29 protein-coding genes, 1 tRNA gene and 1 pseudogene are annotated in these 22,924 nt (G+C 66.0%); 14 read left to right on the top strand and 17 right to left on the bottom strand.

Translation table 11 applies throughout. The features are described from left to right. Nucleotides 1-221 precede the first annotated feature (221 nt). From HTZ84_RS03535 to HTZ84_RS03520, 4 genes are all read left to right on the top strand, one after another. Nucleotides 222-506, top strand: a complete 285-nt coding sequence (locus tag HTZ84_RS03535; RefSeq protein ID WP_174679415.1) for a DUF357 domain-containing protein — start codon at nucleotides 222-224, stop codon at nucleotides 504-506. A 402-nt stretch (nucleotides 507-908) separates the two neighbouring features. Beyond that, nucleotides 909-1,880 carry a transcription initiation factor IIB gene (locus HTZ84_RS03530; RefSeq protein WP_008894657.1) on the top strand — a complete coding sequence of 324 codons (972 nt, stop codon included), beginning with the start codon at nucleotides 909-911 and terminating at the stop codon, nucleotides 1,878-1,880. 110 nt (nucleotides 1,881-1,990) lie between these two features. Beyond that, nucleotides 1,991-2,170, top strand: coding sequence for a DUF7836 family putative zinc-binding protein (locus tag HTZ84_RS03525; protein WP_008894656.1), 180 nt, complete (start codon nucleotides 1,991-1,993; stop codon nucleotides 2,168-2,170). Nucleotides 2,171-2,466: 296 nt separating this feature from the next. Next, on the top strand, nucleotides 2,467-2,703 hold the full coding sequence (locus HTZ84_RS03520; RefSeq protein WP_049914513.1) for a UPF0058 family protein: 237 nt from the start codon (nucleotides 2,467-2,469) through the stop codon (nucleotides 2,701-2,703). Nucleotides 2,704-2,917: 214 nt separating this feature from the next. Here the strand turns inward: HTZ84_RS03520 and HTZ84_RS03515 are convergent, their stop codons facing one another. After that, nucleotides 2,918-3,370, bottom strand: coding sequence for a DUF555 domain-containing protein (locus tag HTZ84_RS03515; protein WP_174679414.1), 453 nt, complete (start codon nucleotides 3,368-3,370; stop codon nucleotides 2,918-2,920). 205 nt (nucleotides 3,371-3,575) lie between these two features. Between HTZ84_RS03515 and HTZ84_RS03510 the strand changes: the two genes are divergently transcribed. Then, the gene (locus tag HTZ84_RS03510) at nucleotides 3,576-4,505 is read left to right on the top strand and encodes a DNA-3-methyladenine glycosylase family protein (protein ID WP_174679413.1); all 930 of its coding nucleotides are present in this window, start codon (nucleotides 3,576-3,578) and stop codon (nucleotides 4,503-4,505) included. A 48-nt stretch (nucleotides 4,506-4,553) separates the two neighbouring features. Here the strand turns inward: HTZ84_RS03510 and HTZ84_RS03505 are convergent, their stop codons facing one another. Both HTZ84_RS03505 and HTZ84_RS03500 read right to left on the bottom strand, forming a co-directional pair. Next, nucleotides 4,554-4,799, bottom strand: a complete 246-nt coding sequence (locus tag HTZ84_RS03505; protein WP_174679412.1) for a hypothetical protein — start codon at nucleotides 4,797-4,799, stop codon at nucleotides 4,554-4,556. Between the two features lie 30 nt (nucleotides 4,800-4,829). Then, nucleotides 4,830-5,933, bottom strand: coding sequence for an MBL fold metallo-hydrolase (locus tag HTZ84_RS03500; RefSeq protein ID WP_254611704.1), 1,104 nt, complete (start codon nucleotides 5,931-5,933; stop codon nucleotides 4,830-4,832). 382 nt (nucleotides 5,934-6,315) lie between these two features. Between HTZ84_RS03500 and HTZ84_RS03495 the strand changes: the two genes are divergently transcribed. Beyond that, on the top strand, nucleotides 6,316-6,594 hold the full coding sequence (locus tag HTZ84_RS03495) for an acylphosphatase (RefSeq protein ID WP_174679411.1): 279 nt from the start codon (nucleotides 6,316-6,318) through the stop codon (nucleotides 6,592-6,594). Nucleotides 6,595-6,670: 76 nt separating this feature from the next. On the opposite strand, the gene HTZ84_RS03490 is transcribed toward HTZ84_RS03495, so the two are convergent. Further along, the gene (locus HTZ84_RS03490; protein WP_174679410.1) at nucleotides 6,671-6,952 is read right to left on the bottom strand and encodes a hypothetical protein; all 282 of its coding nucleotides are present in this window, start codon (nucleotides 6,950-6,952) and stop codon (nucleotides 6,671-6,673) included. Between the two features lie 93 nt (nucleotides 6,953-7,045). Continuing rightward, complete coding sequence (locus HTZ84_RS03485; RefSeq protein ID WP_174679409.1) at nucleotides 7,046-7,543, bottom strand: hypothetical protein; 498 nt, start codon at nucleotides 7,541-7,543, stop codon at nucleotides 7,046-7,048. 104 nt (nucleotides 7,544-7,647) lie between these two features. On the opposite strand from HTZ84_RS03485, the gene HTZ84_RS03480 reads away from it, so the two are divergent. The 3 genes and pseudogenes from HTZ84_RS03480 (at nucleotide 7,648) to HTZ84_RS03470 (ending at nucleotide 10,661) form a co-directional block, all read left to right on the top strand. Beyond that, nucleotides 7,648-9,075: an NAD(P)H-hydrate epimerase gene (locus tag HTZ84_RS03480; protein ID WP_174679408.1), complete on the top strand. Its 1,428-nt coding sequence runs from the start codon at nucleotides 7,648-7,650 to the stop codon at nucleotides 9,073-9,075. Beyond that, nucleotides 9,068-9,595 carry a cyclic pyranopterin monophosphate synthase MoaC gene (gene moaC, locus HTZ84_RS03475; protein WP_174679407.1) on the top strand — a complete coding sequence of 176 codons (528 nt, stop codon included), beginning with the start codon at nucleotides 9,068-9,070 and terminating at the stop codon, nucleotides 9,593-9,595. The genes HTZ84_RS03480 and moaC overlap by 8 nt, the downstream gene beginning before the upstream one ends. Nucleotides 9,596-9,624: 29 nt before the next feature. Next, nucleotides 9,625-10,661, top strand: a pseudogene (locus HTZ84_RS03470) (NAD(P)H-dependent flavin oxidoreductase). 171 nt (nucleotides 10,662-10,832) lie between these two features. Here the strand turns inward: HTZ84_RS03470 and HTZ84_RS03465 are convergent. The 5 genes from HTZ84_RS03465 to HTZ84_RS03445 form a co-directional block, all read right to left on the bottom strand. Then, nucleotides 10,833-11,576, bottom strand: a complete 744-nt coding sequence (locus HTZ84_RS03465) for a beta-ketoacyl-ACP reductase (protein WP_174679406.1) — start codon at nucleotides 11,574-11,576, stop codon at nucleotides 10,833-10,835. A gap of 141 nt (nucleotides 11,577-11,717) precedes the next feature. Further along, entirely contained in the window at nucleotides 11,718-13,310 is a 1,593-nt protein-coding gene (gene phaC / locus HTZ84_RS03460; RefSeq protein WP_174679405.1) for a class III poly(R)-hydroxyalkanoic acid synthase subunit PhaC, read from the bottom strand. After that, nucleotides 13,307-13,852, bottom strand: a complete 546-nt coding sequence (locus tag HTZ84_RS03455) for a poly(R)-hydroxyalkanoic acid synthase subunit PhaE (protein WP_174679404.1) — start codon at nucleotides 13,850-13,852, stop codon at nucleotides 13,307-13,309. Before HTZ84_RS03455 ends, phaC begins: the two co-directional genes overlap by 4 nt. Nucleotides 13,853-13,902: 50 nt before the next feature. Further along, nucleotides 13,903-14,388, bottom strand: a complete 486-nt coding sequence (locus HTZ84_RS03450; protein ID WP_174679403.1) for a hypothetical protein — start codon at nucleotides 14,386-14,388, stop codon at nucleotides 13,903-13,905. Beyond that, complete coding sequence (locus tag HTZ84_RS03445; RefSeq protein WP_008894639.1) at nucleotides 14,385-14,705, bottom strand: AbrB/MazE/SpoVT family DNA-binding domain-containing protein; 321 nt, start codon at nucleotides 14,703-14,705, stop codon at nucleotides 14,385-14,387. Before HTZ84_RS03445 ends, HTZ84_RS03450 begins: the two co-directional genes overlap by 4 nt. Nucleotides 14,706-14,970: 265 nt before the next feature. Here HTZ84_RS03445 and HTZ84_RS03440 point away from each other — a divergent pair, with 265 nt between their 5' ends. The 3 genes from HTZ84_RS03440 (at nucleotide 14,971) to cdd (ending at nucleotide 17,725) form a co-directional block, all read left to right on the top strand. Further along, nucleotides 14,971-15,603: a MaoC family dehydratase gene (locus HTZ84_RS03440; protein ID WP_174679402.1), complete on the top strand. Its 633-nt coding sequence runs from the start codon at nucleotides 14,971-14,973 to the stop codon at nucleotides 15,601-15,603. Between the two features lie 233 nt (nucleotides 15,604-15,836). Beyond that, nucleotides 15,837-17,279, top strand: coding sequence for a phosphohexomutase domain-containing protein (locus tag HTZ84_RS03435; protein WP_174679401.1), 1,443 nt, complete (start codon nucleotides 15,837-15,839; stop codon nucleotides 17,277-17,279). Between the two features lie 47 nt (nucleotides 17,280-17,326). Then, entirely contained in the window at nucleotides 17,327-17,725 is a 399-nt protein-coding gene (gene cdd / locus HTZ84_RS03430) for a cytidine deaminase (RefSeq protein WP_174679400.1), read from the top strand. A gap of 28 nt (nucleotides 17,726-17,753) precedes the next feature. Here cdd and HTZ84_RS03425 read toward each other — a convergent pair whose 3' ends face one another. Further along, on the bottom strand, nucleotides 17,754-17,918 hold the full coding sequence (locus HTZ84_RS03425) for a hypothetical protein (RefSeq protein ID WP_174679399.1): 165 nt from the start codon (nucleotides 17,916-17,918) through the stop codon (nucleotides 17,754-17,756). A 56-nt stretch (nucleotides 17,919-17,974) separates the two neighbouring features. Then, a complete protein-coding gene (locus tag HTZ84_RS03420; protein ID WP_174679398.1) occupies nucleotides 17,975-18,487 on the bottom strand; it encodes a DUF488 domain-containing protein in 513 nt (170 codons plus the stop codon). A 58-nt stretch (nucleotides 18,488-18,545) separates the two neighbouring features. Here HTZ84_RS03420 and HTZ84_RS03415 point away from each other — a divergent pair, with 58 nt between their 5' ends. Further along, nucleotides 18,546-19,379: a nucleoside phosphorylase gene (locus tag HTZ84_RS03415; RefSeq protein ID WP_174679397.1), complete on the top strand. Its 834-nt coding sequence runs from the start codon at nucleotides 18,546-18,548 to the stop codon at nucleotides 19,377-19,379. A gap of 55 nt (nucleotides 19,380-19,434) precedes the next feature. Here HTZ84_RS03415 and HTZ84_RS03410 read toward each other — a convergent pair whose 3' ends face one another. The 5 genes from HTZ84_RS03410 to HTZ84_RS03390 form a co-directional block, all read right to left on the bottom strand. Continuing rightward, nucleotides 19,435-20,202, bottom strand: coding sequence for a mechanosensitive ion channel family protein (locus HTZ84_RS03410; protein ID WP_174679396.1), 768 nt, complete (start codon nucleotides 20,200-20,202; stop codon nucleotides 19,435-19,437). Between the two features lies 1 nt (nucleotide 20,203). Further along, entirely contained in the window at nucleotides 20,204-21,016 is an 813-nt protein-coding gene (gene dacZ / locus HTZ84_RS03405; protein ID WP_174679395.1) for a diadenylate cyclase DacZ, read from the bottom strand. Nucleotides 21,017-21,368: 352 nt separating this feature from the next. Next, the gene (locus HTZ84_RS03400) at nucleotides 21,369-21,605 is read right to left on the bottom strand and encodes a DUF7860 family protein (protein ID WP_174679394.1); all 237 of its coding nucleotides are present in this window, start codon (nucleotides 21,603-21,605) and stop codon (nucleotides 21,369-21,371) included. A 382-nt stretch (nucleotides 21,606-21,987) separates the two neighbouring features. Then, nucleotides 21,988-22,072: transfer RNA gene (locus HTZ84_RS03395), tRNA-Leu, on the bottom strand. 46 nt (nucleotides 22,073-22,118) lie between these two features. Beyond that, nucleotides 22,119-22,292: a hypothetical protein gene (locus tag HTZ84_RS03390; protein ID WP_012943626.1), complete on the bottom strand. Its 174-nt coding sequence runs from the start codon at nucleotides 22,290-22,292 to the stop codon at nucleotides 22,119-22,121. 256 nt (nucleotides 22,293-22,548) lie between these two features. Between HTZ84_RS03390 and HTZ84_RS03385 the strand changes: the two genes are divergently transcribed. Next, nucleotides 22,549-22,857: a transcription initiation factor IIB family protein gene (locus HTZ84_RS03385; protein ID WP_008894628.1), complete on the top strand. Its 309-nt coding sequence runs from the start codon at nucleotides 22,549-22,551 to the stop codon at nucleotides 22,855-22,857. The last annotated feature ends 67 nt before the right edge of the window (nucleotides 22,858-22,924 follow it).

Raw genomic sequence — 22,924 nt, 5'->3', positions numbered from 1 at the left:
GATACCTATGCGGTCGTTATACTGTTGTTTCCGATCGTTTCTTCCCGGTTACCGTCGGAGTCGGGCGCGCCCGCCGTGCCGGTGTTGCCGACGGTGGCGCGGCGTCGAGTTCCGGCTCCGCTTCCCCGTAGGTGATGGTGGAAGGCGATCCCCGGCGCCGATCCGTCGCCGACGCCCGGGCGAGACAACGCACTTACGGTCTCGACCGACGAGTATCGACCATGGCTGCGGATCTCGAGGAGAAGACGGATCGCTACGGCGAGTTGCTCGCGGAGGCCCTCGAGGCGGCGTCGGTCGCGCCGCCGGAAGGAACCCCGATGGCCGAGGCGGCGGCCGAATGTTACGAGATGGCGTCGTCGTACCTCGAGGACGGCCGTCACTTCCGCGAGGCGGACGACCTCGTCAACGCGCTGGCGTCGTTCTCCTACGGCCACGCGTGGCTCGACGCGGGCGCTCGAGTCGGCCTGTTCGACGTGCCGACTGAGGGACACCTGTTTACGGTCTAGCGGTCCGCTCGCGGCCGGCGAGCCGCGTCGGGCTCGAGACCGAGGAGACGGAGCGCGGACGGCGAGACGGTACCAATGCATTTGGACACTACACTTCTGTAGCTCGCTGTTGTACGGTCGACTGCGATGGTGATGGTACGCGCCGACCGAGTCGGACCGAGCTCGCCGGCGGGTAACTCGCACTACCGAATCGCCGACGGAGTGCGTCGTCGCGGCATCCCCGGAATCCGCACGAGTAACACCAATATAACCGCAACATATATAATAGAAAATCCGAACAGTTTATAAGATAGGCGAAACCTTTATATGACTTACGGCCTTACCCTATGTTAGCTGAGGCGACCGGGTTTCTTCTGGTTACCCCACCCGGGAGCCCCGAGTAACGCACCCGATACACACACCATGACAGACACCACCATCAAAACGTACTCAGGCGAGACGGAGAGCGAGGAAACGACCGAACAGTCGGGGGAGCAAGAGCGCTGCCCCGAGTGTGGCGGCCGAGTCGTATCGGACGCCGAACACGCCGAGACGGTCTGTGAAGACTGCGGTCTCGTCGTCGAGGAAGACGAGATCGACCGCGGCCCCGAGTGGCGGGCCTTCGACGCCGCCGAGAAGGACGAGAAGTCCCGCGTCGGCGCGCCGACGACGAACATGATGCACGACCAGGGCCTCTCGACGAACATCGGCTGGCAGGACAAGGACGCCTACGGCCGGGCCCTCTCGAGTCGTCAGCGCCAGAAGATGCAGCGCCTGCGCACCTGGAACGAGCGGTTCCGCACCCGCGACTCCAAGGAGCGCAACCTCAAGCAGGCGCTTGGCGAGATCGACCGGATGGCGAGCGCGCTCGGTCTCCCGGAGAACGTCCGCGAGACCGCCAGCGTGATCTACCGCCGCGCGCTCGAGGAGGACCTGCTGCCGGGCCGTTCGATCGAGGGCGTCGCGACAGCGTCGCTGTACGCCGCGGCCCGCCAGGCGGGCACGCCGCGTAGCCTCGACGAAATTTCGGCCGTCAGCCGCGTCGAGAAGATGGAGCTGACCCGCACGTACCGGTACATCATCCGGGAACTCGGCCTCGAGGTCAAGCCGGCCGACCCCGAACACTACGTGCCGCGGTTCGTCAGCGACCTCGACCTCTCGGACGAGACCGAGCGCATGGCCCGCGAACTGCTCGAGTCGGCCCGTCAGGAGGGCGTCCACAGCGGCAAGTCGCCGGTCGGCCTCGCGGCCGCCGCGGTCTACGCCGCCGCCCTGCTGACCAACGAGAAGGTCACCCAGAACGACGTCAGCGAAGTCGCCAGCATCTCCGAGGTCACGATCCGCAACCGCTACAAGGAGCTGCTCGAGGCCTCCGACACGGCAGCCCCGGCGTAAACGCCATGTTTCGGGGTCTGTCATCGGCGGTTTCGATTCGACCTCGGGTGCCGTAAGCGGCTGATTGGGAAGCGACAACACTTTTGAGGTGCGGTGTGGAATATCATGGCATGGACGAAACGACCGTGCAACTGTTGTGTCCAGAATGTGCGAAAGATTGGCAGATTTCTCCCGGCGAACTCCCCGCTGCCGCCGACATGTTTCACTGCCCCGGCTGTCACGCCTCGCGGCGGATGTCCGAGTTCACGCGAACCGATCGGGATCTCCAGACGTTGAAACAACTCGGCTAGCGATCGACCCCGTGCGGTGCGGAGCGCGATCCGCCCACTTCTTCGATTCTCTCGCGTCAGTGTCCAGTAGTAGTGACCGTTTACCGAGCCTGACTGGAGCGTTCAACCCCCCGCTGAAAGCGCTCATTATTCGTGTAATACCCCATTGTACGCGCTTCCTTCGAGCGGTTTTGTTCCGAGTAGGGACCCCTTTCCGCGATTTCTATCCGGCGACGTCCTGTCGACTGAACTCAGGGCCCGTGCTAACGCGACTCAAGATAATAATATAACCCTGCAGTGGGTATGATTGCATGGTTATGAAGAAGCAGGAGCTCATTCACCTTCACGGCCTTCTCGCGGAGGTATCGAACCAGTGCGCGGAGTGGGATGACTGTACTATCGACCTCGAGGAGTACGAGTCGCGGGGCATCCGACCGACATCGATCCACAAGTCAAAAACCGATCACAAAGCTGCTGTCTTCGCACTCGCCGGGGGAATCACGAAGAACATGCGCGAGGGGGAGCAGGAAGCAGTCGCCGCTACTGCGGACTGAGACAGACGACATCTCCTTCGATAACTCAACCGCTGACTGGCGAGACTCGTCTTCATATGCTACGCCGGCTTCTTGTGCGCCTCGTCGGCGACGAGCGCCATTCTGCTACGTTTCGCGATACTCGCGCTGCTATCCGTCGCGATAGTCGGACTCCTGTTCAGTGCTGTGCGTATCGCTCGCGAAAATACACCGGAGAGTCAGGCGGGGACGTCAGTTACTCGACCAGATCCTCGAACTCGGGGAGGATCTCCTCGTCGTCGGTCTCCTCGTCGTCGGTCTCCGCGGTCGACGACTCCTCCGTTTCGGTGTCCGACTCGTCGTCGACTTCGTCTTCCTCGAGTTCCTCGACCTCGATGACCTCGAGGGGGATGTTCTCGAGGAGTTGGCCGATCTCCTTGCGCGCGATGCGGGAGGCGTGTTCCTCGCGCTCGACGTTGAAGACGGTCATCTCCAGTTCGAGCGCGACCAGTGCCTCGTCGGCCGCGATGAAGGCGGGCGGGAGCTCCTCTCCCGATGGGGAGGTGCGCTCGCCCATGTTGATCTCGACGTAGTTTAAGTCAGGGTTTAGCATCTCACCCGTCTTCGAAATGGCGATGCGAATCGCCTCGTCCGGAGTTTCCACATCGAACACCGGCACGGCGGCTTCGACGACAACCCTGCAGTTCATGTGCGGATATTGTGTCGCATCCAGTATGAAAGTTCGCCTCAGGAGACAGGACACTCTGTTCGAGAGCTAGCTCTGCCCGGCGAGCGCCCCGTCGGCTGGATAGCTAGGTAATCTCACGCGCTGTGCGGCTGATTCGATCGACCGGCCACCCGTCTGCCCCGTCGGTTCGAAAGGCAAAAGCCCGCGCCCCCGAACGGACGGCTAGATGGAGTCAGGGACGATTCCGGTCGACGAACTCGGGGGCGGTCTCGACCTGTATCGCACGCTCGAGAGCGGACAGAGCTACCTCTGGCGGCGCAGCGACGGCGAGATGTACGGCGGGTCGCCGGCGCCGAACGCGTGGTATCACACCGTCGTCGACGGGGAGGTGATCCGCGTTCGCCGCCGCGGCGGTCCGGAGGGCGATCCGACCGCCGGGGTGGCGGCCGACGCGACGACCGGCCGTCTCGAGTGGGCGTCGACGACCGACGCCGAACCGATCGTCCGCGACCTGTTGCGCCTGGACGACGACCTCGGGGCGATCGTCGACGCGGCGCCGGACGATCCCCTCCTTCGCGAAGCCTACGAGGCCCACCGCGGGATGCGACTGGTCGACGATCCGGCCTTCGGCTGCCTGATCTCGTTTATCTGTTCGACGCAGATGCGGGTCGGTCGGATCCACACGATGGTCTCGACGCTGGCTCGAGAATACGGCGACGCGATCGCGTTCGACGGCGAGACCTACCACGCGTTCCCGACGCCGGCGCAACTCGCGGCGGCGACCGAGGCCGAACTGCGGGACCTGGGACTGGGCTACCGCGCCCCCTACGTCGTTCGCACGGCCGAGATGGTGGCCGACGGCGAGGCCCACCCCGAGGAAGCGCGGGACCTCGCATACGAGGCCGCGCGGGAGTACCTGACGCGGTTCGTCGGCGTCGGGGACAAGGTCGCCGACTGCGTGCTCCTGTTCTCGCTGGGATTCGACGAGGCCGTCCCCCTCGACACGTGGCTCAAGTCGGCCGTCGAGGAGTACTACCCCGACTGCGACCGCGGCTCTTACGCCGCGACCTCGCGGGCGATCCGCGAGCGACTGGGCGGGGAGTACGCCGGGTACGCCCAGACCTACATCTTCCACCACCTGCGGACCGGCGAGTGACGCCGTTCGCGCGGACAATCGCTCGGCCGCCGCTGTGTCGATCGGCGCTCAGTCGTAGTCCTCGCGCCCGGTCATCGCCCAGTAGGCCTGCGAGACGAGCATAACGGCGAAGATAGCCGCGAGTACGGCGGCGACGTAGCGGGCGGCCGTCTCGCCGACCAGATAAGACGCGAGTCCGCTCGCGACGAGAACGAACAGGATCGCGCCGACGAGTAACTCGAGTAGCTCTCGGAGCGTCGCGCGACTCGTCGAGACGTCGAGATACTCGTCTTCGATGCGTTCGATGATGCCCATGGTCGTGTCCTCTCTCGTTCGGAGCCCGAATCAGCAGAACTCCTCGAGCGCGGTCTGATCCCGCTTTAGCGGTCGCGCCCGGTAGCCGTACTCGGTCTCGAGGCGGTCCGCAAAGGCCTCGTCAAAGCCGTGGTGGGTGTAGACGGTTTCGGGGTCGATCGCCCGGACCGTCTCGAGCAGTTCGTCGAAGTCGCAGTGATCGGTAAGCGGGAAGGTGACGTCGTAATTCCCCCGATACAGGAAGAAATCGTCGACGGCCCAGCCGGAAAAGCCCGCCTTCAGCGCGCCCTCGCGCTCGACGGCGGCCTCGACCCAGTCCGCGCGGGCCTGGTTGGTCGGGAGGATCACGATCTCGTCGGAGAGGCCGCGCAGGGAGTCGTACGGGCGGCCCGGGAACGCGAGTCGGCCGTCCGTGGCGGTCTCGATGGCCCGGTTGACGTCGCGGATCGAGTCGGACACCAGGATCTCGCGCTCGAGGTCGTCGCTGTCGGTGGCGGTAGTCTCGTCGGCATCGATTCGAGTGTCACCGTCGGCCGCTCGAGACCCCGCCAGCGCCTCGCGGGCGATCCACTGCAGCTTCTGGGCCCGGCCCAGCGAGTAGCCGAAGCAGAACAGCGGCCGGTCGTCGTTGTCGCGGATCCAGTCGGCGATCTCGGCCTCGAGTTCCTCTTGCGACGGGAAACGGTACTTCGGGAGTCCGTAGGTCGTCTCCATCACGAGGACGTCGGCGTCGATGCGCTCGGGGTCGAACCCCTCGAGGTAGCACCGATCGCGCGTCGAGAAGTCGCCGGTGTAGCAGTAGCGTCGGGAGTCGCCGTCGGCGGTCTCGAGGTCGAGCAGCGCCGCGCGCGAGCCGACGACGTGGCCGGCGGGAACGAGGTCGACGCCCGGCGCGGAGTCGACGAACTCGAAGCCGGTACCGGTGCGAGCCTCGGCGATCGCTGCGGTTTCCGGCGAACAGACGACCGTCTCGGGAGTCGACCGAAACGTGTGGTCGGCGTGGGCGTGGCTCACCACGTTGATCGCCCCGACGGCGCTGCGGGCGTCGGCGACGATCCGCGGCTGTGATTGCCGCTCGAGGCCTTTCGAGGACTCGAGTTCGAAGTGGATGCCGTCACGGTGGCGAACGGGCACTGGGATCGCGCGTTTGTAGGGGCTCGAGCTACCTTCCGTTGTCGCTTCTGTGCACGGTGGTCGTCGATGGAGTACGCGCTTCCGTTCCGAGATCAGGGACGGACTCGAGTAGTCGTGGCGGATCGAGACCTCGCTCATCCACTGGAAGACGCTTCGCGCCTCCCAAGCCTTCGTTCACTCCGTTCGCGAAGACCCCGCGCAAATTCGACAGGCGCCCTCGCTTCGCTCACGGTTACTCCGCTCCCCGTTCGCAGTCGAGGTGCTCCCGTCGGTCGCACCTCGCTTCGCTCGAGTGCCTGACAGCGCGCGCCACGGCGGGTGATCAGTCGACGGCTCGCGTCGTAGAGTCGGCTTTTTGCCGCTCGCGGTCGACCACTCGCACATGGCGGACCGAACCCGCGCACACGTCTTCGTCTCCGGGAAGGTACAGGGCGTCTACTACCGCGCGAACACTCGAGACACGGCCCGCGACAGGGGTGTCGACGGCTGGGTGAAGAACTTGGACGACGGCCGCGTCGAGGCGATCTTCGAAGGACCCGAGGACGCCGTCGAGGAGATGATCGAGTGGTGTCACACGGGCAGTCCCGCGGCCGACGTCGAGGACGTCGAGGTCGAGTACGAGGAGCCGCGGGGCGAGGACGGCTTCGAAATCCGGTACTGAACCGGCGTTCGGCGCTGCTGTCGGCCGCTATCGAGGACCGAACCGATCCGTTCGGCGGTCGCCGTCACCGGTCGTTTCACTCTCGATCGTCGGGCTGGTCGACTCCCGAGTCGTCGCGTTCGGCCCTCGATCCCGTGACCTCGCCGTCGTAGATGTCGATGTGGTGGACCGCGCTCGGGGAGAGGAGTCGGTTCCCCTCGAGTTCGATCCAGCCGTTGGCGTGGACGACGATCGGCCCTTCGTAGAGCGGGTCGTCGTCGACCGGTTCGTCGTAGATGACGACGTCCCTGTAGGCTTCCGTGAGGGGATTCACGTCGTCGGAGACGATCGAGTCGCGGGAGGCGATCGGCGGGAACATCGTAGGGGAATGACACCACTACGTCAGATAAGTATACCGTAACGGACAGTGGCCGTGCCGTGCAACGCGAGACGACGCCATCGAGGCGAGCGATCAGACGGACTCGACCAAATACGACTCGAGCCACGGCGGCTCCTCGGTGTACTTCCACTCGGCCATCTCGGCCTTCTCGCCGGCGTAGTAGGCCCGATAGGCGGCGACGGGATCGTCGGGCCGTTTGTACTCGTCGGGCATCGTCTGGGGTCGGGGCGTCGGCTCTTCGCCGGGGAATTCGATCGCCTCGGGGTCGATACGCTCGATCACCTGCCAGGAGGCGTGGTCGTCGTCCTTGTCGTATCGCTCGACGAACTCGGCGTTGAGCGCCGCGGCGTGCTCCCGGAGGCGAAGCCAGTTCGCCCGCGACTCGGTCGCCCACGTCGTGACGGGGTGGTCGACGTGGGTCGGCCGATAGAGGAAGTCCGCCTCGTAGCCGTTCTCCCGGGCTGCAGTGCAGAGGACCTGCGCGGCCTCGAGCAGCAGCTTGTTGACGTGCTGGTCGCAGTGATAGCGCGCGGCGAGCCGCGGATCCTCGTCGAGCCAGAAGACGTTCACGACGGTAGTTGGGGCTCGAGACGATTGACGGTATCGCCTACCGATGTTCGACCGAGTCCCACCGGTCCGCAACGTTGAACGGACGGCCCGTCGAACCCCCGGACATGATCACAGGCGAGCGAATGGGCGCCGTCGACGAGAACGCCGCGGCACTGGGCGTGCCGCGAAAGCAGTTGATGGAGTCGAGCGGGAACGCCGTCGCCCGCGCGGTCCGCGACGTCGCCGAGCGGGGCGACCGAGTCGCGATCGTCGCCGGACGAGGCAACAACGGCGGGGACGCGTTCGTCGCCGCTCGCTTCTTGGACGGGTACGACGTCACGACCCTCCTGCTCGGCCGCGCCGCGAACATCGGCACGGAGATCGCTCGCGAGAACTGGGACGCCCTCCAGCGGGCCGACTACGACGCGCGAGAAGTCACGGACTCGAGCGGGTTCGAGCTCCCCGAGTGCGACGTCATCGTGGACGCGATGCTGGGGACGGGGATCAGCGGCGACCTCCGGGAACCCGCGGCGACCGCGGCCGACGCGATCAACGCCGCCGACGCGACCGTCGTCGCGGTCGACGTCCCCTCCGGCTTCGACGCCGACGGGGGCGACCACGCCGACAACGGCGTCGAGGCGGACCGCGTCGTCACGTTCCACGACGCGAAACCGGGACTCGAGGACCTCGACGCGGAGATCACGGTCGCAGATATCGGCATCCCGGCCGCGGCCGAACGGTACGTCGGGCCCGGCGACGTCGACCTCGCGCGACCCGACACTCGCGAGGGACGGCCGAATATCATCGGCGGGGGCCCCTACACCGGCGCGCCGGCGCTGGCGGCCCAGGCCGCCCTGCGGGCCAGCGCGGAGCTCGCCTTCGTCGCGGCTCCCGACTCCGTCGCCGGCGAGATCCAGGGGTACAGCGAGGATCTGATCGTCCAGTCGTACGAGAGCGACGTCCTCACGCCCGAGGTGGCCGACGACCTCCTCGAGACGGCCGAAGCGTACGACAACGCCGTCGTCATCGGCCCCGGTCTCGGCACCGCAGACGAGACTCTCGAGGCGACCCGCCAGTTCCTCTCTTCGTACACCGGCCGGGCGGTCGTCGACGCCGACGCCCTCGCGGTCGTCCCGGAGATCGAGACCGACGCGACGCTGGTCTGTACGCCGAACCGCGGTGAACTCGCACGGATGGGCGGTCCCGACACCGACGATCTGGCGTCGGCGGCCGACGAGATCGAGGCGTTCGCGGCCGAACTCGGGCACGTCGTCCTCGCGAAGGGGGCGAACGACGTGATCACCGACGGCGAGCGCACGCGGATCAGCCGCTCGGGCACCGTCGGGATGAAGGTCGGCGGCACCGGTGACACGTTGGCGGGGATCGTCGCCGCCCTGCTCGAGCACGCCGAGCCGCTCGACGCCGCCGCGGCGGGGGCCCACGTCAACGGGCTCGCGGGCGAGCGCCTCGCGGAGACCAAGGAGCACGGGTTCCTCGCGTCCGATATGCTCGCTGAACTGCCCGCGGTGCTCTGGGGTGGTGACGATGAGTGAGGACCCGTCTCCCGCCGCGGACTCGAACACGGACCCCCGAACCGACGCCGACGACCTCACCCACACCACCGACGAGGGCGACGTCCAGATGGTCGACGTCGGCGACAAGCCCGACAGCGAGCGCCGCGCGGTCGCCGCCGGCGAGATCCGCCTGCAGTCCTCGACGATCGAGGCGATCCGCGACGATCAGATCGGGAAGGGCGACGTGCTCGCGACCGCCCGCGTCGGCGCGATTCAGGCCGTCAAACACACCTGGGAGACGATCCCGATGTGCCACCAAATTCCGATCACCAACGTCGACACCGAGTTCTCGCTGGGCGAGGACCGGGTCGAACTCGAGGTCGCCGTCGAGACGATCGGCAAGACGGGCTGCGAGATGGAGGCCCTCGAGGGCGTCACGACCGGGCTCAACGTCGTCTGGGACATGGTCAAGGCCGTCGAGAAGGACGACGACGGGCAGTACCCCGAAACGGGGATCGAGAACGTCCGAGTCGTGACCAAGGAGAAGCACCGGAAGTGAAATAGCGGTGACTCGAATCGGGGCGTGTCATGGCACTCCGGACGCCGCTCTGTGACGCCCTCGAGATCGAGTACCCCATCGTCCAGGCGCCGATCGGCAGCGCCACGACCCCGGAACTCGCGGCGGCCGTTTCGAACGCCGGCGGGCTGGGCCATCTCGCCGTCACGTGGCGGGACCTCGAGGAGACCCGCGAGGCGATCCGCGAGACCCGCGAGCGAACCGACCGGCCGTTCGCCGTCAACCTCGCGCTGGACGACGCGACGACGGTCGTCGACACCGATCCCCATCTCGAGGTCGTCCTCGAGGCCGGCGCGCCGATCGTCTCGTTTTCCTTCGGCGATGCGGCCCCGTACGTCGACCGCGTCCACGACACCGGTGGGACGGTGCTGCAGACCGTCGGCAGCGCGGACGCCGCACGCGAGGCCGTCGAGGCCGGCGTCGACGTCGTCGTCACGCAGGGCCTCGAGGCCGGCGGCCACGTCCAGAGCGAAATCGCGACGGCGGCGCTGGTCCCGCGGGTCGCGGACGCGGTCGGCGACGCGGTGCCGATCGTCGCGGCGGGCGGATCGCCGACGGCCGCGGCGTCGCGGCGGCGCTCGCACTCGGCGCGGACGGCGCGTGGCTCGGCACCCGCTTCGTCGCGTGCGAGGAGGCGAACGTACACGAAACGTATCGGCGACGGCTCCGCGAGAGCGACGAGACCGATACCGCGTACACGACCCTGTACGACGAGGGCTGGCCGGGGATGCCCCACCGCGTGCTCGAGAACGAGACGCTCGAGCGCTGGCGGGCGGCCGGGGAACCGCCCGCGGGCGAGCGACCCGGCGAGGGCGACGTCGTCGCGCGGACGGACGACGGTGACGCCGACCCGATCGAACGCTACGACGAGGCGCTGGCGACGCCCGACCTCGAGGGCGATATCGAGTCGATGGCGCTGTACGCCGGCCAGAGCGTCGGCGGAGTCGACGAGGTGCGGTCTGCGGCTGCAGTCGTGAGGGAGCTCGTCGCGGAGACGCGCGAGACGATCTCGGATCTCTCGACGGTCGCCAGTTCGGTGGATCGATAGGCTCGTTTCTCACGCCCTTGAGCGGTGACTGGAAGGCGAACCGACTCGATCGAGACCGATCGCACGTCATCGCAGTCACGAAGCGAGATCGTTGTCCGTCGATCGTTTCGGGAAAAGAGTGCGGCCGAATCGCGGCGCTGGAGGGCCGTATCGAACGGGGGCAGGCGGTATTTAGAGGTCCATCCCGCCGTTGACGTCGATGACTTCACCGGTCACGTACGAGGAATCCTCGCTGGCGAGGAACCGAACCACGGCCGCGATGTCCTCGACTTCGGCCAGCCGCTCGAGGGGGATCCCCGAGACGATCCGCTCTAAGACCTGATCGGGGACGGACTCGAGCATGTCCGTCCGGGTGAAGCCGGGGGCGACGCAGTTGGCCGTCGAGCCGCCCTTGGCGAGCTCGAGGGCGATGGTTCGGGTGAAGCCGAACATGCCGCTCTTCGCGGCGGCGTAGTTGGCCTGGCCGAAGTTCCCCTGTTTGCCGACGACGCTCGAGATGTTGATCAGGCGCCCCTCGTGGGCGTTCCAGATGTCGTCGAAGAACTCCTGGGTGCAGTTGAACATCCCGCCGAGGTTGACGTCCATCACCCGGTCCCAGTCCTCGCGGGACATCTCGGTGAACTGTACGTCGGCCGTGATGCCGGCGTTGTTGACCAGGACGTCCGCCGGGCCGAACGCCTCGTGGCAGACCTCCCGCATGTGTTCGACCTCCTCGCGGTCGGTTACGTCGGCCTGGGCCGCGACGGCGCTTCCGCCGGCGTCCTCGATCGCGCCGACCGCATTTCGGGCGGCGTCTTCCGAGGAGCGGTAGTTGATGACGACGTTCGCACCCTCCGCGCCGAGATACTCCGCGATACCCCGTCCGATACCGCGCGCCGAGCCGGTGATGATGCAGGTTCGCCCATCCATGGACATGACTCACGCCTTCAACGGCCGCCGATAAATAACGACCTGTTAGTTATCAGTACATACAACGAGGATAACGGTTCAGCGGCCGATCGAGCCCAGACGCCGGTCTCGAGCGAGCCGCGAGCGTCCCCGACAGCCGAACCGATACTATCGGCTTTCGGCCTGCTCGATCCAGTCTTCGATGCGACTGGGCGAGATCCCCGTCTCGGTGGCCAGTTCGGCGACGTCGGCGTCGACCAACTCGTCGAACGTCTCGATGCCGGCCTCGGCCAGCGTATCCGCGTAGGCCTGTCCGACGCCGTCGAGGTCCGTCAGATCGTCGGTCTCGGACTCGATCGCCGACTCGGCGTCGACGTCCTCGTCGGTGACTTCTTCGACGACCTCCTCGTCGACGTTCATCTCGCCCGGTTCGGCGGGTTCCTCCTGAACGTCGTCCTCGCCGCGTTCGACGATCTCCGCGTCCGATCGGTCCTCGCCGTGGAGGTCGCTGGTCTCGGCGTCGAGTTCGGTCTGGGTACTGCTCTCGGCGTCCGTCTCGAGTCCGGATCCGTCCGCGAGGTCCTCGGCGCCGGACTCGTCGCCCGCGACGTCCTCCGCGAGCGCGGCGTCTGCGGCCTCGGGTTCGGGCGTCTCCGGCTCCGAATCGACGTCGGAACCATTCGAGCGCTCCTCGAACCACTCGCTGACCTGCGGCCAGAGCTCCTCGTGGCTGCGCGAGGAGACGGACATGCCGATGTGACCCGTCGCGAACTCCATGACCTCGGTGTCGTCGGAGCCGATGACCTCGTTGAACGGCTTCGAGGCTCCCGGCGGGATGAGGTGGTCGTACTCGGCGACGATCTGGAGGACGGGCATGTCGATGTTGGAGACGTCGACGCGCTCGTCGCCCAGGTAGAGCTCGTTGTTGTAGAGCTTGTTGTCCTGGTAGATGTCGCGGATGAACTCCTCGTAGGCCTCGCCCGCGACGTCGATCCCCTCGTCGAGCCAGCGCTCCATCCGGGCGAAGTTCTCGACGAAGTCCCCGTCCTCCATGTTGTCGTAGAACCGGACGTACTTCGTCACGTTGTTCGCGACGGGGTCCATCAGCGCGAAGCCGACGTCCAAGAACTCGGCGGGGACGTTGTCGAACGTCTCGGTGACCGCTTCCGGATCGTAGAACTCCTCGCCGCCCCAGAGCTCGAGGACGCCGCCCTCGCCGGCGAAACAGAGGCCCGCGGCCATCAGTCCGAGGTTCTTGACCTTCTCGGGGTACAGCGAGGCGTACATGGCCGACTTCGTGCCGCCCATGCAGTAGCCGAGGATGTTGATCGCGTCCTGGCCGGAGCGTTCGCGGACGACGTCGACGCAGTTGTCGATGTAGCGGTTGACGTAGTCGTCCAGCGACAGCGAACGGTCCAGCTTCGAGGGCTCGCCCCAGTCGATCAGGTAGACGTCGAAGCCGGACTCGAGTAAGGTCCGGACCACCGAGCGGTCCGGCTGGAGGTCGAGGATGTAGGGTTTGTTGATCAGCGCGTAGACGATGAGGATCGGCACGTCGTGTTGCTCCTCCGTCTGGGACTCGTAGTGGAGGAGTTTCAGCTTGTTCTCCTCGTAGACGACCTCGCTGGGCGTCTGACCGACCTCGATGTTCTCGACGGTTTCGGTGCGGTCCGGGGCGACCCGACTCTTCTCGGCCAGATCGGCGGTCGCCTCCCAGGCCTGTCGCTGCATGTTCAGGGCGGTCGCGAACGGATTGTTCATTGCTCCTCTAGGTGCTCGAGAACGCGGTCGATTTTCTTCTCGACGTCGTGTTGGCGACGCTCGAGTTCGACCAGTCGGTCGCCGATTTCGACGACGTCCGCTTCGGTCGCGAAGCCGAGCGTTCGCAGGGTCTCCTGGGACGTCTCCTGGGCCTGCTGTTGCATCTCGAGGACGTCGCCGACGGTCTCGCCGGTCATCCGAGCGAAGGCGGTCGTCGACATGACGTCCTTGAACGCCTCGTTGGCCGTGTTGAGCCAGATGTCACGGAACTCCTCGGCGTCGACGTCCTCGCCCTCGAGCTGGTCGTTCATCCGCTCGACCATCTGCTGGGAGGCGTTCATCCAGGTCTCGTAGGCCCGGGCGTAGCCCTCGACGCCGTCGGAGATCTCGTTCTCCTCGGTCGCCTCGCCGACGGCGTCCGACCAGCTCTCGACGAACTGGGCCTGGGCCTCCATGTTCTCCTCCAAGGCGTTCATGAACTGTTCGTTCCACTGTTCGACGACCTCGTTCCACTCGTGTGACTGGGGCTGTGAATCTGACATTGGAATAATATTAGCGGGCCAACCGCAAAAGCCTGGGGCTGCGTTGCGCGTTATGCGGAGATGTCGATCTCTTCGGCGGCCTCCTCGACGTTCTCGGCGGCCTCGGAAACGTTCGCTTCGACCTGCTCGTGAGCCTCGAGGTAGGCGTCGAAGGACGTGTCGACGACCTCGGCGTAGCTGGCGGCGAACTCGTCGTAGGCGGCCTCGGACTCCTCGATGGCCTCGACGACGGCCTCGAGCGACTGGGACTTCGCTTCGGTCGCGGACTCGAAGCCCTCGTCGACGAGTTCGCGGATCTCGTCGAACTCGGCGGCTTCCTCGGGCAGCGAGGCCTCGAGGGCGTCGAAGTAGGCGTGGACGGCGCCCTTGGTCAGTTCCGCGTTGGACTCGAAGAGCGCGCCCGAGGACTCGACGGCGTCGCCGAAGGCGGCGATCGAGGACTTCTGGGCCTCGAGGGCGTCGTGGGTCATGCTCTGGGACTGTTCGATGGCGGTGCGCTGGGCGTCGAAGACGGCGGTGACTGGGTTCTGGGTCATGATTGATCCTCTCGGTTTCGTTTGACGGGGACGACGACGGTCTGGACGATATCTCCCTCTTCGATGTCGAGGGCTTCCCGTTCTGGACCGGGAATGCTGATCCGACCGCCGCTCTGGACGCGGGCTTTGAACGTCGCCGTCCCCATGTTCATCGGCCCGAAGCTCGAGCCCGTATCGAACGGGTTCGAGCTACTGGCCTGCATCATCTTCTTCAGCATCTCCTGCTGGGATTCGGCAACTTGCTCGCCCGCCTCCTGCATCTGTTCGGTGAACATCGCAGGCGGGAACCAGAGCGATCGATCGGAGTCGTCCGTCATCACCTGTATCAACGAGCGCGCACCACATAAGGGTTTCCACTAGATACCATCTAATACCATCTAATACCATAGTGGGGGCCGGGCAGTTTCGAGCAGCGATCGTATTACCGGATTTTATCATGGGAAAAATTCTGTCTGTCGGTTGTACTGACGCGAATTCCGGCCCTAGAGCCCTCCTAATGGTAAATTACTAGCTATGAGCACCAGTAACAGTCCGTGCGCGAGCCAAAGAAGTCATAATGTCCACACGCTTACCGCCCCATAGATGTCCCACCAGAACGCTGCGAAACGGAACCTCGCTGCCATGACCGATGCCTGGTCGGCGATGACACAGACCTTCCTCCAGAGCGCGACCGCGGCGAACCGGGCGGCCATGTCGGCGATGGTGCCGACCGCGTCGAACGGGTCGGAAAGCGAAACGGTTCCCGCGTCGATTCCGTCCATCGACCACTCCAGTCTCGACTGGCAGTTCGACCGAACCGTCGACGATCCGGAGCACATCAGCGTCGGCGACACCGTGACCTTCGAGAAGGTCATCAGCGACGAGGACGTTCGCGCGTTCGCCCACGTCAGCGGCGACACGAACCGGCTTCACCTCGACGACGAGTTCGCCGCCGACACCCGCTTCGGCGAACGGATCGTCCACGGCACGCTCGTTTCCGGGCTCATCAGTGCCGCCCTGGCTCGGCTGCCCGGTCTCACCATCTACCTCTCCCAGGACCTCGAGTTCAGCGGCCCCGTCGGGATCGGCGACCGCGTCTCCGCGCGCGTCGAGATCGTCGAGGACCTCGGGAACGATCAGTACCGCCTCGAGACGCTCATCCGCGACGAGGACGACGACGCGACCGTCATCAACGGCGAGGCGGTCGTGCTGATCGACGACCTCCCCGAGGAGTAATTCGGTTCGAACTCGAGTCGGCACCGTCCGGCCGCTCGCCGCCCGCCGCTCGCCGTCCACCGTCCGCCGCTCCACGGGGGCGAGTAACCCCCGCCAGCCGCGTTGAATCGGCTTCCCCGCCGTTTTCGCAGTTTCACGAGTTCGCCCGAGCGGAGCGGACGGATCCGCCGTCGGGCGTGCGAACGCGACGCGTGTGCAGTGTTGCTAAGTAGTTCCTCGCGGAACGGCCCCACATGACGCTATTCGGGACTGCCGGGATCCGCGGTCCAGTCGAGGAGATCACCCCGTCGCTGGCGCTTTCCGTCGCGCAGGCCGCCGGCGAACCGGGGGCCACGTTCGTCGTCGGCCGCGACGGCCGGGAAACCGGACCCGCGCTCGCCGCCGCCGTCGAAGCCGGCCTCGAGAGCGCCGGCGCGGACGTCTACCGACTCGGGCAGGTGCCGACGCCGACGCTGGCCTTCGCCTCGCGCGGGCGACGCGGCGCGATGCTCACCGCGAGCCACAACCCGCCCGCGGACAACGGGATCAAACTCTTCGTCGACGGCGTCGAGTACGACCGCCAGGCCGAACGGGAAATCGAGGACCAGCTCGCGGACGGCTCCTCGCCCGCGGTCGCCGACTGGGACGAGTGGGGTCGGTCGGCCGAACTCGAGATTCTCGATCGGTATCGCGACGCCGTCATCGATTTCGTCCGCGACCGCTTCGACGGTGCGGAGAACGCGGTCTCGTCTTCGGGTCCGCTCGCCGGGCTCTCGATCGCCGTCGACTGCGGCAACGGCATGGCGTCGCTGGCGACTCCGCAGGTCCTCGAGCGGCTGGGGGCCGACGTCGTCGCGGTCAACGCCACCGTCGACGGTCACTTCGTCGCTCGCGAGAGCAAACCGACGCCCGAGACGCTCGCGGAGTTCACCGACTTCCTCGCGGGGAGCGAGGCGTCGTCCGCCTCGGAACGGGGGGGTGCCACCGCCGCGAGGACCGGCCAGTTCGATCTCGGACTGGCCCACGACGGCGACGCCGACCGGCTGGTCGTCCTCGGCCCCGACGGCGACGTGATCCACGAGGATACGATCCTCGCCGTCGTCGCCGCCCACTACGCCGAGACGAGCGACGCCGACGACCCCGTCGTCGTCACCACGCCCAACGCCTCGGCCCGGATCGACGAGCAGGTTCGCGCGGCCGGCGGCCGCGTCGAACGCGTCCGCCTCGGTGCGCTGCACGAGGGGATCGCTCGAGAACGCAAACACGGTGGTCCAGGGACCGAGATCGTCTTCGCCGCCGAACCCTGGAAACACATCCACACCGCCTTCGGCGGCTGGATCGACGGCGTCGCCAGCGCCGCCGTCGTCGCCGCGCTGGTCGCCGAGGCCGGCGACGCGGCGACCCTTCGCGACCCCGTCACCGAACGGCCCTACCGCAAGGTCAGCGTCGACTGTCCCGACGACGCCAAGGCCGACGCGATGGCCGCCCTCGAGTCCGACCTCCCCGACGCCTTCCCCGACGCCGCGGTCGACACCGATTACGGCGTCCGCCTCGAGTTCGAGGACGCCTCCTGGATCCTCGTCCGCCCCAGCGGGACCGAACCCTACGTGCGCCTCTACGCCGAGAGCGACGCCGTAGACGAGCTGGTCGCCGAGGCCCGGGAGGTCATCGAGTCGGCCGTCGCGGCCTCGCGGTGACGGTGGTCGAGAGGGACCTTTTTCCGTCCGCTCGAGTCAGTACCCGTATGACCGACTCCGAGTTGCTCGAGGCCGCCCGCACCGTCCAGGATTCCGCCCACGTCCCCTACTCCGAGTACCCCGTCGGCGCCGCGCTCGAGACCGCCGACGGCGAGGTCTTCGTCGGCTGTAACTTAGAGAACGCCAACTTCAGCAACAGCCTCCACGCCGAGGAGGTCGCGATCGCCGAGGCGGTCAAGAACGGCCACCGTGACTTTTCGCGACTCGCGGTCAGTTCCGGTCGCCGCGACGGCGTCACGCCCTGCGGGATGTGCCGCCAGACCCTCGCCGAGTTCTGCGACGACGATCTGGTCGTGATCTGCGACGAGGGCGAGGACGAGGCACCGAGCGAGTACACGCTGGGCGAACTGCTGCCGAACACGATCACCGAAGAGATGCTCGACTGATCGAAGAGGAGTGTGTGGTCGGGAACCGTCACTCGCTGCCGTCCGATTCGATGCGGTCCAGTATCACCTGCGCCAGCAGTAACGCGGGGATGAGTCCGACGAAGAGTATAAACGCCAACGATCCGGATTTGACGGCGTAGTAGCCGAGAGAGAACAGAAACAACGCGCCGAAGAGCCGCGGGCTCTTGATCATACGTTTCGGTTTTCCATCACGTTATATAAACCCGGCCGTCGATCCGCTCGCCGCGGTCACTCCGAAGAGCCGTTCGAGAGCACGTCCCGGAGCACCGTCCGGTGGCACCGCTTCTTCTCGGTGTTCTCGAAACAGACCAGCGCCAGCGACTCGCCCGCGGCCAAGCGCGACTCGAGGTCCTCGATCGCCGCCCGCGCCTCGTCCGATTCCTCGAGATACTTCCGATACGCCTCCTCGAATCCGACCTCGTCCCACGCGGCGTTGTGGGCGCCCTCCTCGCAGAGCCCCTGCATCTTCATATCTTCCTCGCGCCGGCGGAACGTCTCGAGCAGGTCCGCCGGCGGCCCCAGTTCGGGTCGGTTCTCGTCGACGGCGCCGTGGAACCACGACGTGGGTTTGCGGACGACGCCGACGCGGGTCGCATCGGCGGGCAGCTCGACCAGTTCGTGCTGGATCGCGGCGACGTAGGTGTCGGTGAGCGTTCCGGCTCCCCCGTCAGCGTCCTCGCTCCCGACGATATCGCCGCTCTCGTCGGTCCCCGCGGGCTCGTGCTCGTCTGCGTCGACCATACCCTCGCTACGGGCGCCCTGCAGTTATATACCGCGCCGGACCGAACCGCCGGACCGAATGACCGGCGCCGATATCGACGACAGCGAAGACCCGAACGCCGACGTCCAGTACCACCTCGAGGTCGGCCCCGGGGACGTGGCCGACACCGTGCTCCTGCCGGGGAATCCCGAGCGCCTCGAGAAGATCGTCGCCTTCTGGGACGACCACGAGATCGCGGCCCGCCACCGCGAGTACCGGACTGCCACGGGAACGTACGAGGAGACGCCGATTTCGGTCACGTCGACGGGGATCGGCAGCCCCTCCGCGGCGATCGCCGTCGAGGAACTCGCTCGAGTCGGTTGTGACACCTTCGTCCGAGTCGGCTCCTGCGGGGCGATCCAGCCCGAGATGGACGTCGGCGACCTCGTCATCACGACGGGGGCGGTCCGACAGGAGGGGACCAGCGACGAGTACGTCCGCGAGGACTATCCCGCGACGGCCGATGGGGAGGTCGTCAGCGCACTCGTCGCCGCGGCGGAGCGGTTGGGCTACGACTACCACACCGGCGTCACGATGAGCGCTGACTCCTTCTACGCGGGACAGGGCCGCCCCGGCTTCGAGGGGTTCGAGGCCGCGGGCTCCGAGACCCTCGTCGAGGACCTCAAGGAAGCCAACGTGAAGAACATCGAGATGGAGGCCAGCGCGATCCTGACGCTGGCGAACCTCTACGGGCTCCGCGCGGGCGCGGTCTGTACCGTCTACGCCAACCGCGAGACCGGCGAGTTCCGCACGGAAGGCGAGTCCCGAGCCGCCGAGACCGCGACGCTGGCGACGCACCTGCTGGCGAAGATGGACCGCATCAAACGCGAGGCCGGCGCCGACCGGTGGCACGCGGGGCTCTCGCTCGAGTAACGAGACGCTCATCGAGAGCGACGACGGGCGCTACGAACCGCCGAAAAACGAGCGTTCAGTCTCGCATCCGAACGATCCCGTTCTCGAAGACCTTCCGATTGGGGACGATGTACTCCTCCGAATCGTCCTCGATCTTCGTGACGAAGAGGTCGACCTCCTGGACGATCCCCGTCTGGTCGCCGATCCGGATCTCGTCGCCGATCCCGTAGGGCTGGTTGAGCAGCAGGTAGATCCCCGCGGCGCTCGAGACGAGGAAGTCCTTGAAGGCGACGGTGCCGACGATGACGATGCCGACGGCGTACACCGTCAGCAAGATCAGCAGGGCGACGACGTGGACGCCGACCTGTCCGAGCGCGATGATCAGCGTCACGTAGAGGACGCTGTACTTGACGAGTTTCGGGATCACGGAGACCTCGGGGAGCTTGACGCCCCGGAGGTACTCGCTGACGACCAGTTCGGCCTTGTCGGCGATGATGAAGCCGATGATGAGCACGAGGACGGCGATGAACAGCTGCGGGATGAAACTCGTCACCCGGAGCCAGAACGCTTCCGTGTCGAGCAACTGCGCGATGTGGATCGCCGTCAGCACGGCGATGCCGTAGATGAACCACGAACTCAGTCTGGCGACGATCTCGACCGTCGAGGTGCCGATCGACTGGGCGGTCCGCTCGAACGGCGTCCCCTCGACGGCCTCCGGGACGCCCGACGCCTGCAGGAGCTCTTCGTTGAGCCGCCCGACCAGATAGCCGACGACGAGCCCGAGCGCTAGGACCGCCGCGGCTATCACGGCCGGTTCGTTGATGAGCGTCTGCCACTCTACCATATCAGTACGCCTCCGGATCGACCTCCAAGATGAGCTCTCCGGCTTTGAACGCCCGGACGAGCCCATCGCTTTCCGAGAGCACGATCGTGATCGCGTTCGTATCCCGCGTGATCGCGCCCCCGGCCATGTGTCGGGCCCCCAACCCCTTCGGAATGTCGACACCTTCCGCGGACGGCTCGAGGTAGCGGTACGCGGAGACGATCTTCCCCGCGTCGGAGATGACGAACGCGCCGTCGAGCCGCGAGAACTCCTTCAGCATCACGTTCACGATCGGATCGCCGACGTGGACGTGGGACTTCTCGAAGGGGTTGTACGACAGCGGGCGGGACTTGTTCATCACCTTGCCCGCGTCGCCGACGACGAACAGCGCGCCGACGGGTTTCCCCTTCTGGCCCTTCTTGCCGAGTTCGATCGCCAGTTCGAGGACGGCCTTGATCACCTCCGGCTCCGCGCGGGACTTGACGAACAGGTCGTAGATGCCCGTGTGCGTCTCGGCGTCGGCGCGGACCCGGGAGACCGTATCGATCTCGTCGCCGTAGAGACTCGTCGCACAGACGAGCTGGTCGCCGTCCTCGATGAGGTCCTGCTCTAAGGCGCCCTCGAGACCGAACTTGATCCGCTCTTTGATGTCGTCGAACGCGAGGGGGAGTTCGACGAAGACGTCGGCGTTGACGGGGTTTTCCGTCCCGACGACGATGACGTCGAGGTCGTCGACGTCCGCGAAGCGTTCGTAGTACGAGCCACTCGGCGAGAAGAGGAGGACGGCATCGATGCTCGCATAAAGATCCCCGAACACGTCGTCTAACCCGGCCATTGCTCATACAAGTTGCTCCCGCGCGAATAAGCGTTGTGGACCGTCTGACGCACGTCTGTCGCTTGTCTCTCGGTTCGACCGGATTCAAAATACCATGATCACGGTTCAGCGCTCGATCCGGAGCCCGGACGGCATTCCCGCCATTCGACGGTGTGACGCAGCGCTGGTTCGATTCCCAACCAGTGGATGATCGCTCTCGACGACGCCGGGACCGTTCTCGAACGGTCGTCGACGCGCCGATTCCTGACGGCTCCGCGACCGAGTCGCTTTCAAGCCGGTCCGGAATCGGTGCCGACCGTCCGCTCCTCCACAATCGAATCACCGCGCGGAGCTGTCACTCGAGACGAGCGGCTCACTCGGTCAGCGGCAGGATGACCCCGAAAATCCACACCGAGAAGAAGCCGATGACGAGGCCGCCGCCTTCCGCGAAGGTAAACAGCGTGTGTTCCCATCCCGGAAGCTGTCCCAGGAACATGTGGCCGAGCAACTCGCCGGCCGCGCCCAGCACCAGGAGCCCGAGACCGAGCAGGAAGCCGCCCTTCGTGAGGGCCGGGTAATCGAGATCACCGTATCGTCCTGTACGGGTCATACGTAACACGGACACGCGAGGAATTATTATCGCTTCGGAACTCGAAGGCGACCGTTCGGTTCTCGCGGACTCTCGCTCGGCACTCGTGATCGGCTTTCGGCTCGCACTTTCGTCTCGAGTAGTTGCGACGGCTCGAGCGGAACGCGAGCGTTCGCTTCTGAATTCTGGTGTGCGGGACCGGATTCGAACAACGCGAAGACGTGCTCGTTCCCGAGGGTCACTGCGCGCGTCTTCTCTCGTTCGAATCCGCTAGCTGCATTTTCCGCTCACGATATTGTTCGCGGAAAATGCGCGGGACCGGATTCGAACCGGAGGAAACCTCACTACGTTCGGTTTCCAGGGCTCGAATCCGGTCCTGCTCTTCGCTCACTTCGTTCGCTCATGCGCGGGACCGGATTCGAACCGGCGGACCCCTACGGGACAGCGTCCTAAGCGCTGCGCCGTTGGCCTAGCTTGGCTACCCGCGCTCACTTCCAGATTTTCACGAACCCAGTAAGTACCTGTCGATCCGCGCTACCGCTGTTTCACTGGCTCTTCGGGCGACCAGTCCGGCGGCACGATAAACGTCACGTGCTCCGAATCCCGAAGCTGGTGGAGTTCCGCCGCTTGTTCGGCCAGCGATCGATCCCGGTACGGCATCTCGAGGCCGCAGCCGGTACAGACGAGCTTGCAGGTTGGCTCTTTCATAGACGGGACGCAGCCGTGCAGGAGCCGGACGAGCGTCTATTGTGAGGGACGAAGACAACCCGGTTTAGTAGTCGTATCCTAGTGAAATTACCAGAGAACAGCCAATTAGGCAACTCGTTCGTAGCTGAACGTTGCCCAGCGTAGCACCGGATTGGACGGTCCGTTCGGTGCTATTTCGAATCAGCCGCCCGAATATGTGATCGTTTCCTGACCGATTGGCCCTACCTTTATGCGCGATGCACCGATAGCCGGGTGCATGCACAGCGCCCGGGACCGGATCGAGTACGAACCGTGGCTCGAGGAACTCGAGCAGATCGCCGACCGGTTGGAGCTCTCGACCGAAGCGCGATCCTGTGCGGTGGATCTCTTCTTGACGGACGTTCCGGAGGACGACCGGTCGAAGCGAGCCGTCCTCGCGGCCAGCGTCTACGCCGGCTCGCTCGTCGCCGGCGAGGGCCGAACCCAGGGCGACGTCGCCGACGCCGCGGACGTCTCGCGGCTCTCGATCCAGTCGCGCTGGAAGGATCTCCTCGAAACGGCGGGCCTCGAGCCGCCGCGGTGGTAACTCGCCCGAACCGACCGTTTCGACTGTTTCACGGACTCACGCTGTGACTGTCTTCCCGTAAGTATAC

The organism is Haloterrigena gelatinilytica (assembly GCF_013342145.1).
GTDB classification, from domain to species: Archaea; Halobacteriota; Halobacteria; order Halobacteriales; family Natrialbaceae; genus Haloterrigena; species Haloterrigena gelatinilytica.
The sequence above is the reverse complement of the archived record's forward strand: the minus strand, read 5'-3'. Positions and strand labels throughout refer to the sequence as shown.

Excerpts from the sequence above, each read along its gene's own strand:
- HTZ84_RS03385 (WP_008894628.1), top strand. The coding sequence starts at position 22,549 with ATGCACAGCGCCCGGGACCGGATCGAGTACGAACCGTGGCTCGAGGAA.
- HTZ84_RS03465 (WP_174679406.1), bottom strand. The coding sequence starts at position 11,576 with ATGTCCATGGATGGGCGAACCTGCATCATCACCGGCTCGGCGCGCGGT.
- HTZ84_RS03480 (WP_174679408.1), top strand. The coding sequence starts at position 7,648 with ATGATCACAGGCGAGCGAATGGGCGCCGTCGACGAGAACGCCGCGGCA.
- HTZ84_RS03520 (WP_049914513.1), top strand. The coding sequence starts at position 2,467 with ATGAAGAAGCAGGAGCTCATTCACCTTCACGGCCTTCTCGCGGAGGTA.
- HTZ84_RS03435 (WP_174679401.1), top strand. The coding sequence starts at position 15,837 with ATGACGCTATTCGGGACTGCCGGGATCCGCGGTCCAGTCGAGGAGATC.
- HTZ84_RS03400 (WP_174679394.1), bottom strand. The coding sequence starts at position 21,605 with ATGACCCGTACAGGACGATACGGTGATCTCGATTACCCGGCCCTCACG.
- HTZ84_RS03450 (WP_174679403.1), bottom strand. The coding sequence starts at position 14,388 with ATGACCCAGAACCCAGTCACCGCCGTCTTCGACGCCCAGCGCACCGCC.
- HTZ84_RS03410 (WP_174679396.1), bottom strand. The coding sequence starts at position 20,202 with ATGGTAGAGTGGCAGACGCTCATCAACGAACCGGCCGTGATAGCCGCG.
- HTZ84_RS03490 (WP_174679410.1), bottom strand. The coding sequence starts at position 6,952 with ATGTTCCCGCCGATCGCCTCCCGCGACTCGATCGTCTCCGACGACGTG.
- HTZ84_RS03455 (WP_174679404.1), bottom strand. The coding sequence starts at position 13,852 with ATGTCAGATTCACAGCCCCAGTCACACGAGTGGAACGAGGTCGTCGAA.
- phaC (WP_174679405.1), bottom strand. The coding sequence starts at position 13,310 with ATGAACAATCCGTTCGCGACCGCCCTGAACATGCAGCGACAGGCCTGG.
- HTZ84_RS03510 (WP_174679413.1), top strand. The coding sequence starts at position 3,576 with ATGGAGTCAGGGACGATTCCGGTCGACGAACTCGGGGGCGGTCTCGAC.
- HTZ84_RS03525 (WP_008894656.1), top strand. The coding sequence starts at position 1,991 with ATGGACGAAACGACCGTGCAACTGTTGTGTCCAGAATGTGCGAAAGAT.
- HTZ84_RS03425 (WP_174679399.1), bottom strand. The coding sequence starts at position 17,918 with ATGATCAAGAGCCCGCGGCTCTTCGGCGCGTTGTTTCTGTTCTCTCTC.
- HTZ84_RS03390 (WP_012943626.1), bottom strand. The coding sequence starts at position 22,292 with ATGAAAGAGCCAACCTGCAAGCTCGTCTGTACCGGCTGCGGCCTCGAG.
- HTZ84_RS03440 (WP_174679402.1), top strand. The coding sequence starts at position 14,971 with ATGTCCCACCAGAACGCTGCGAAACGGAACCTCGCTGCCATGACCGAT.
- HTZ84_RS03535 (WP_174679415.1), top strand. The coding sequence starts at position 222 with ATGGCTGCGGATCTCGAGGAGAAGACGGATCGCTACGGCGAGTTGCTC.
- moaC (WP_174679407.1), top strand. The coding sequence starts at position 9,068 with ATGAGTGAGGACCCGTCTCCCGCCGCGGACTCGAACACGGACCCCCGA.
- HTZ84_RS03515 (WP_174679414.1), bottom strand. The coding sequence starts at position 3,370 with ATGAACTGCAGGGTTGTCGTCGAAGCCGCCGTGCCGGTGTTCGATGTG.
- HTZ84_RS03445 (WP_008894639.1), bottom strand. The coding sequence starts at position 14,705 with ATGACGGACGACTCCGATCGATCGCTCTGGTTCCCGCCTGCGATGTTC.
- HTZ84_RS03505 (WP_174679412.1), bottom strand. The coding sequence starts at position 4,799 with ATGGGCATCATCGAACGCATCGAAGACGAGTATCTCGACGTCTCGACG.
- HTZ84_RS03420 (WP_174679398.1), bottom strand. The coding sequence starts at position 18,487 with ATGGTCGACGCAGACGAGCACGAGCCCGCGGGGACCGACGAGAGCGGC.
- HTZ84_RS03495 (WP_174679411.1), top strand. The coding sequence starts at position 6,316 with ATGGCGGACCGAACCCGCGCACACGTCTTCGTCTCCGGGAAGGTACAG.
- HTZ84_RS03415 (WP_174679397.1), top strand. The coding sequence starts at position 18,546 with ATGACCGGCGCCGATATCGACGACAGCGAAGACCCGAACGCCGACGTC.
- cdd (WP_174679400.1), top strand. The coding sequence starts at position 17,327 with ATGACCGACTCCGAGTTGCTCGAGGCCGCCCGCACCGTCCAGGATTCC.
- HTZ84_RS03530 (WP_008894657.1), top strand. The coding sequence starts at position 909 with ATGACAGACACCACCATCAAAACGTACTCAGGCGAGACGGAGAGCGAG.
- dacZ (WP_174679395.1), bottom strand. The coding sequence starts at position 21,016 with ATGGCCGGGTTAGACGACGTGTTCGGGGATCTTTATGCGAGCATCGAT.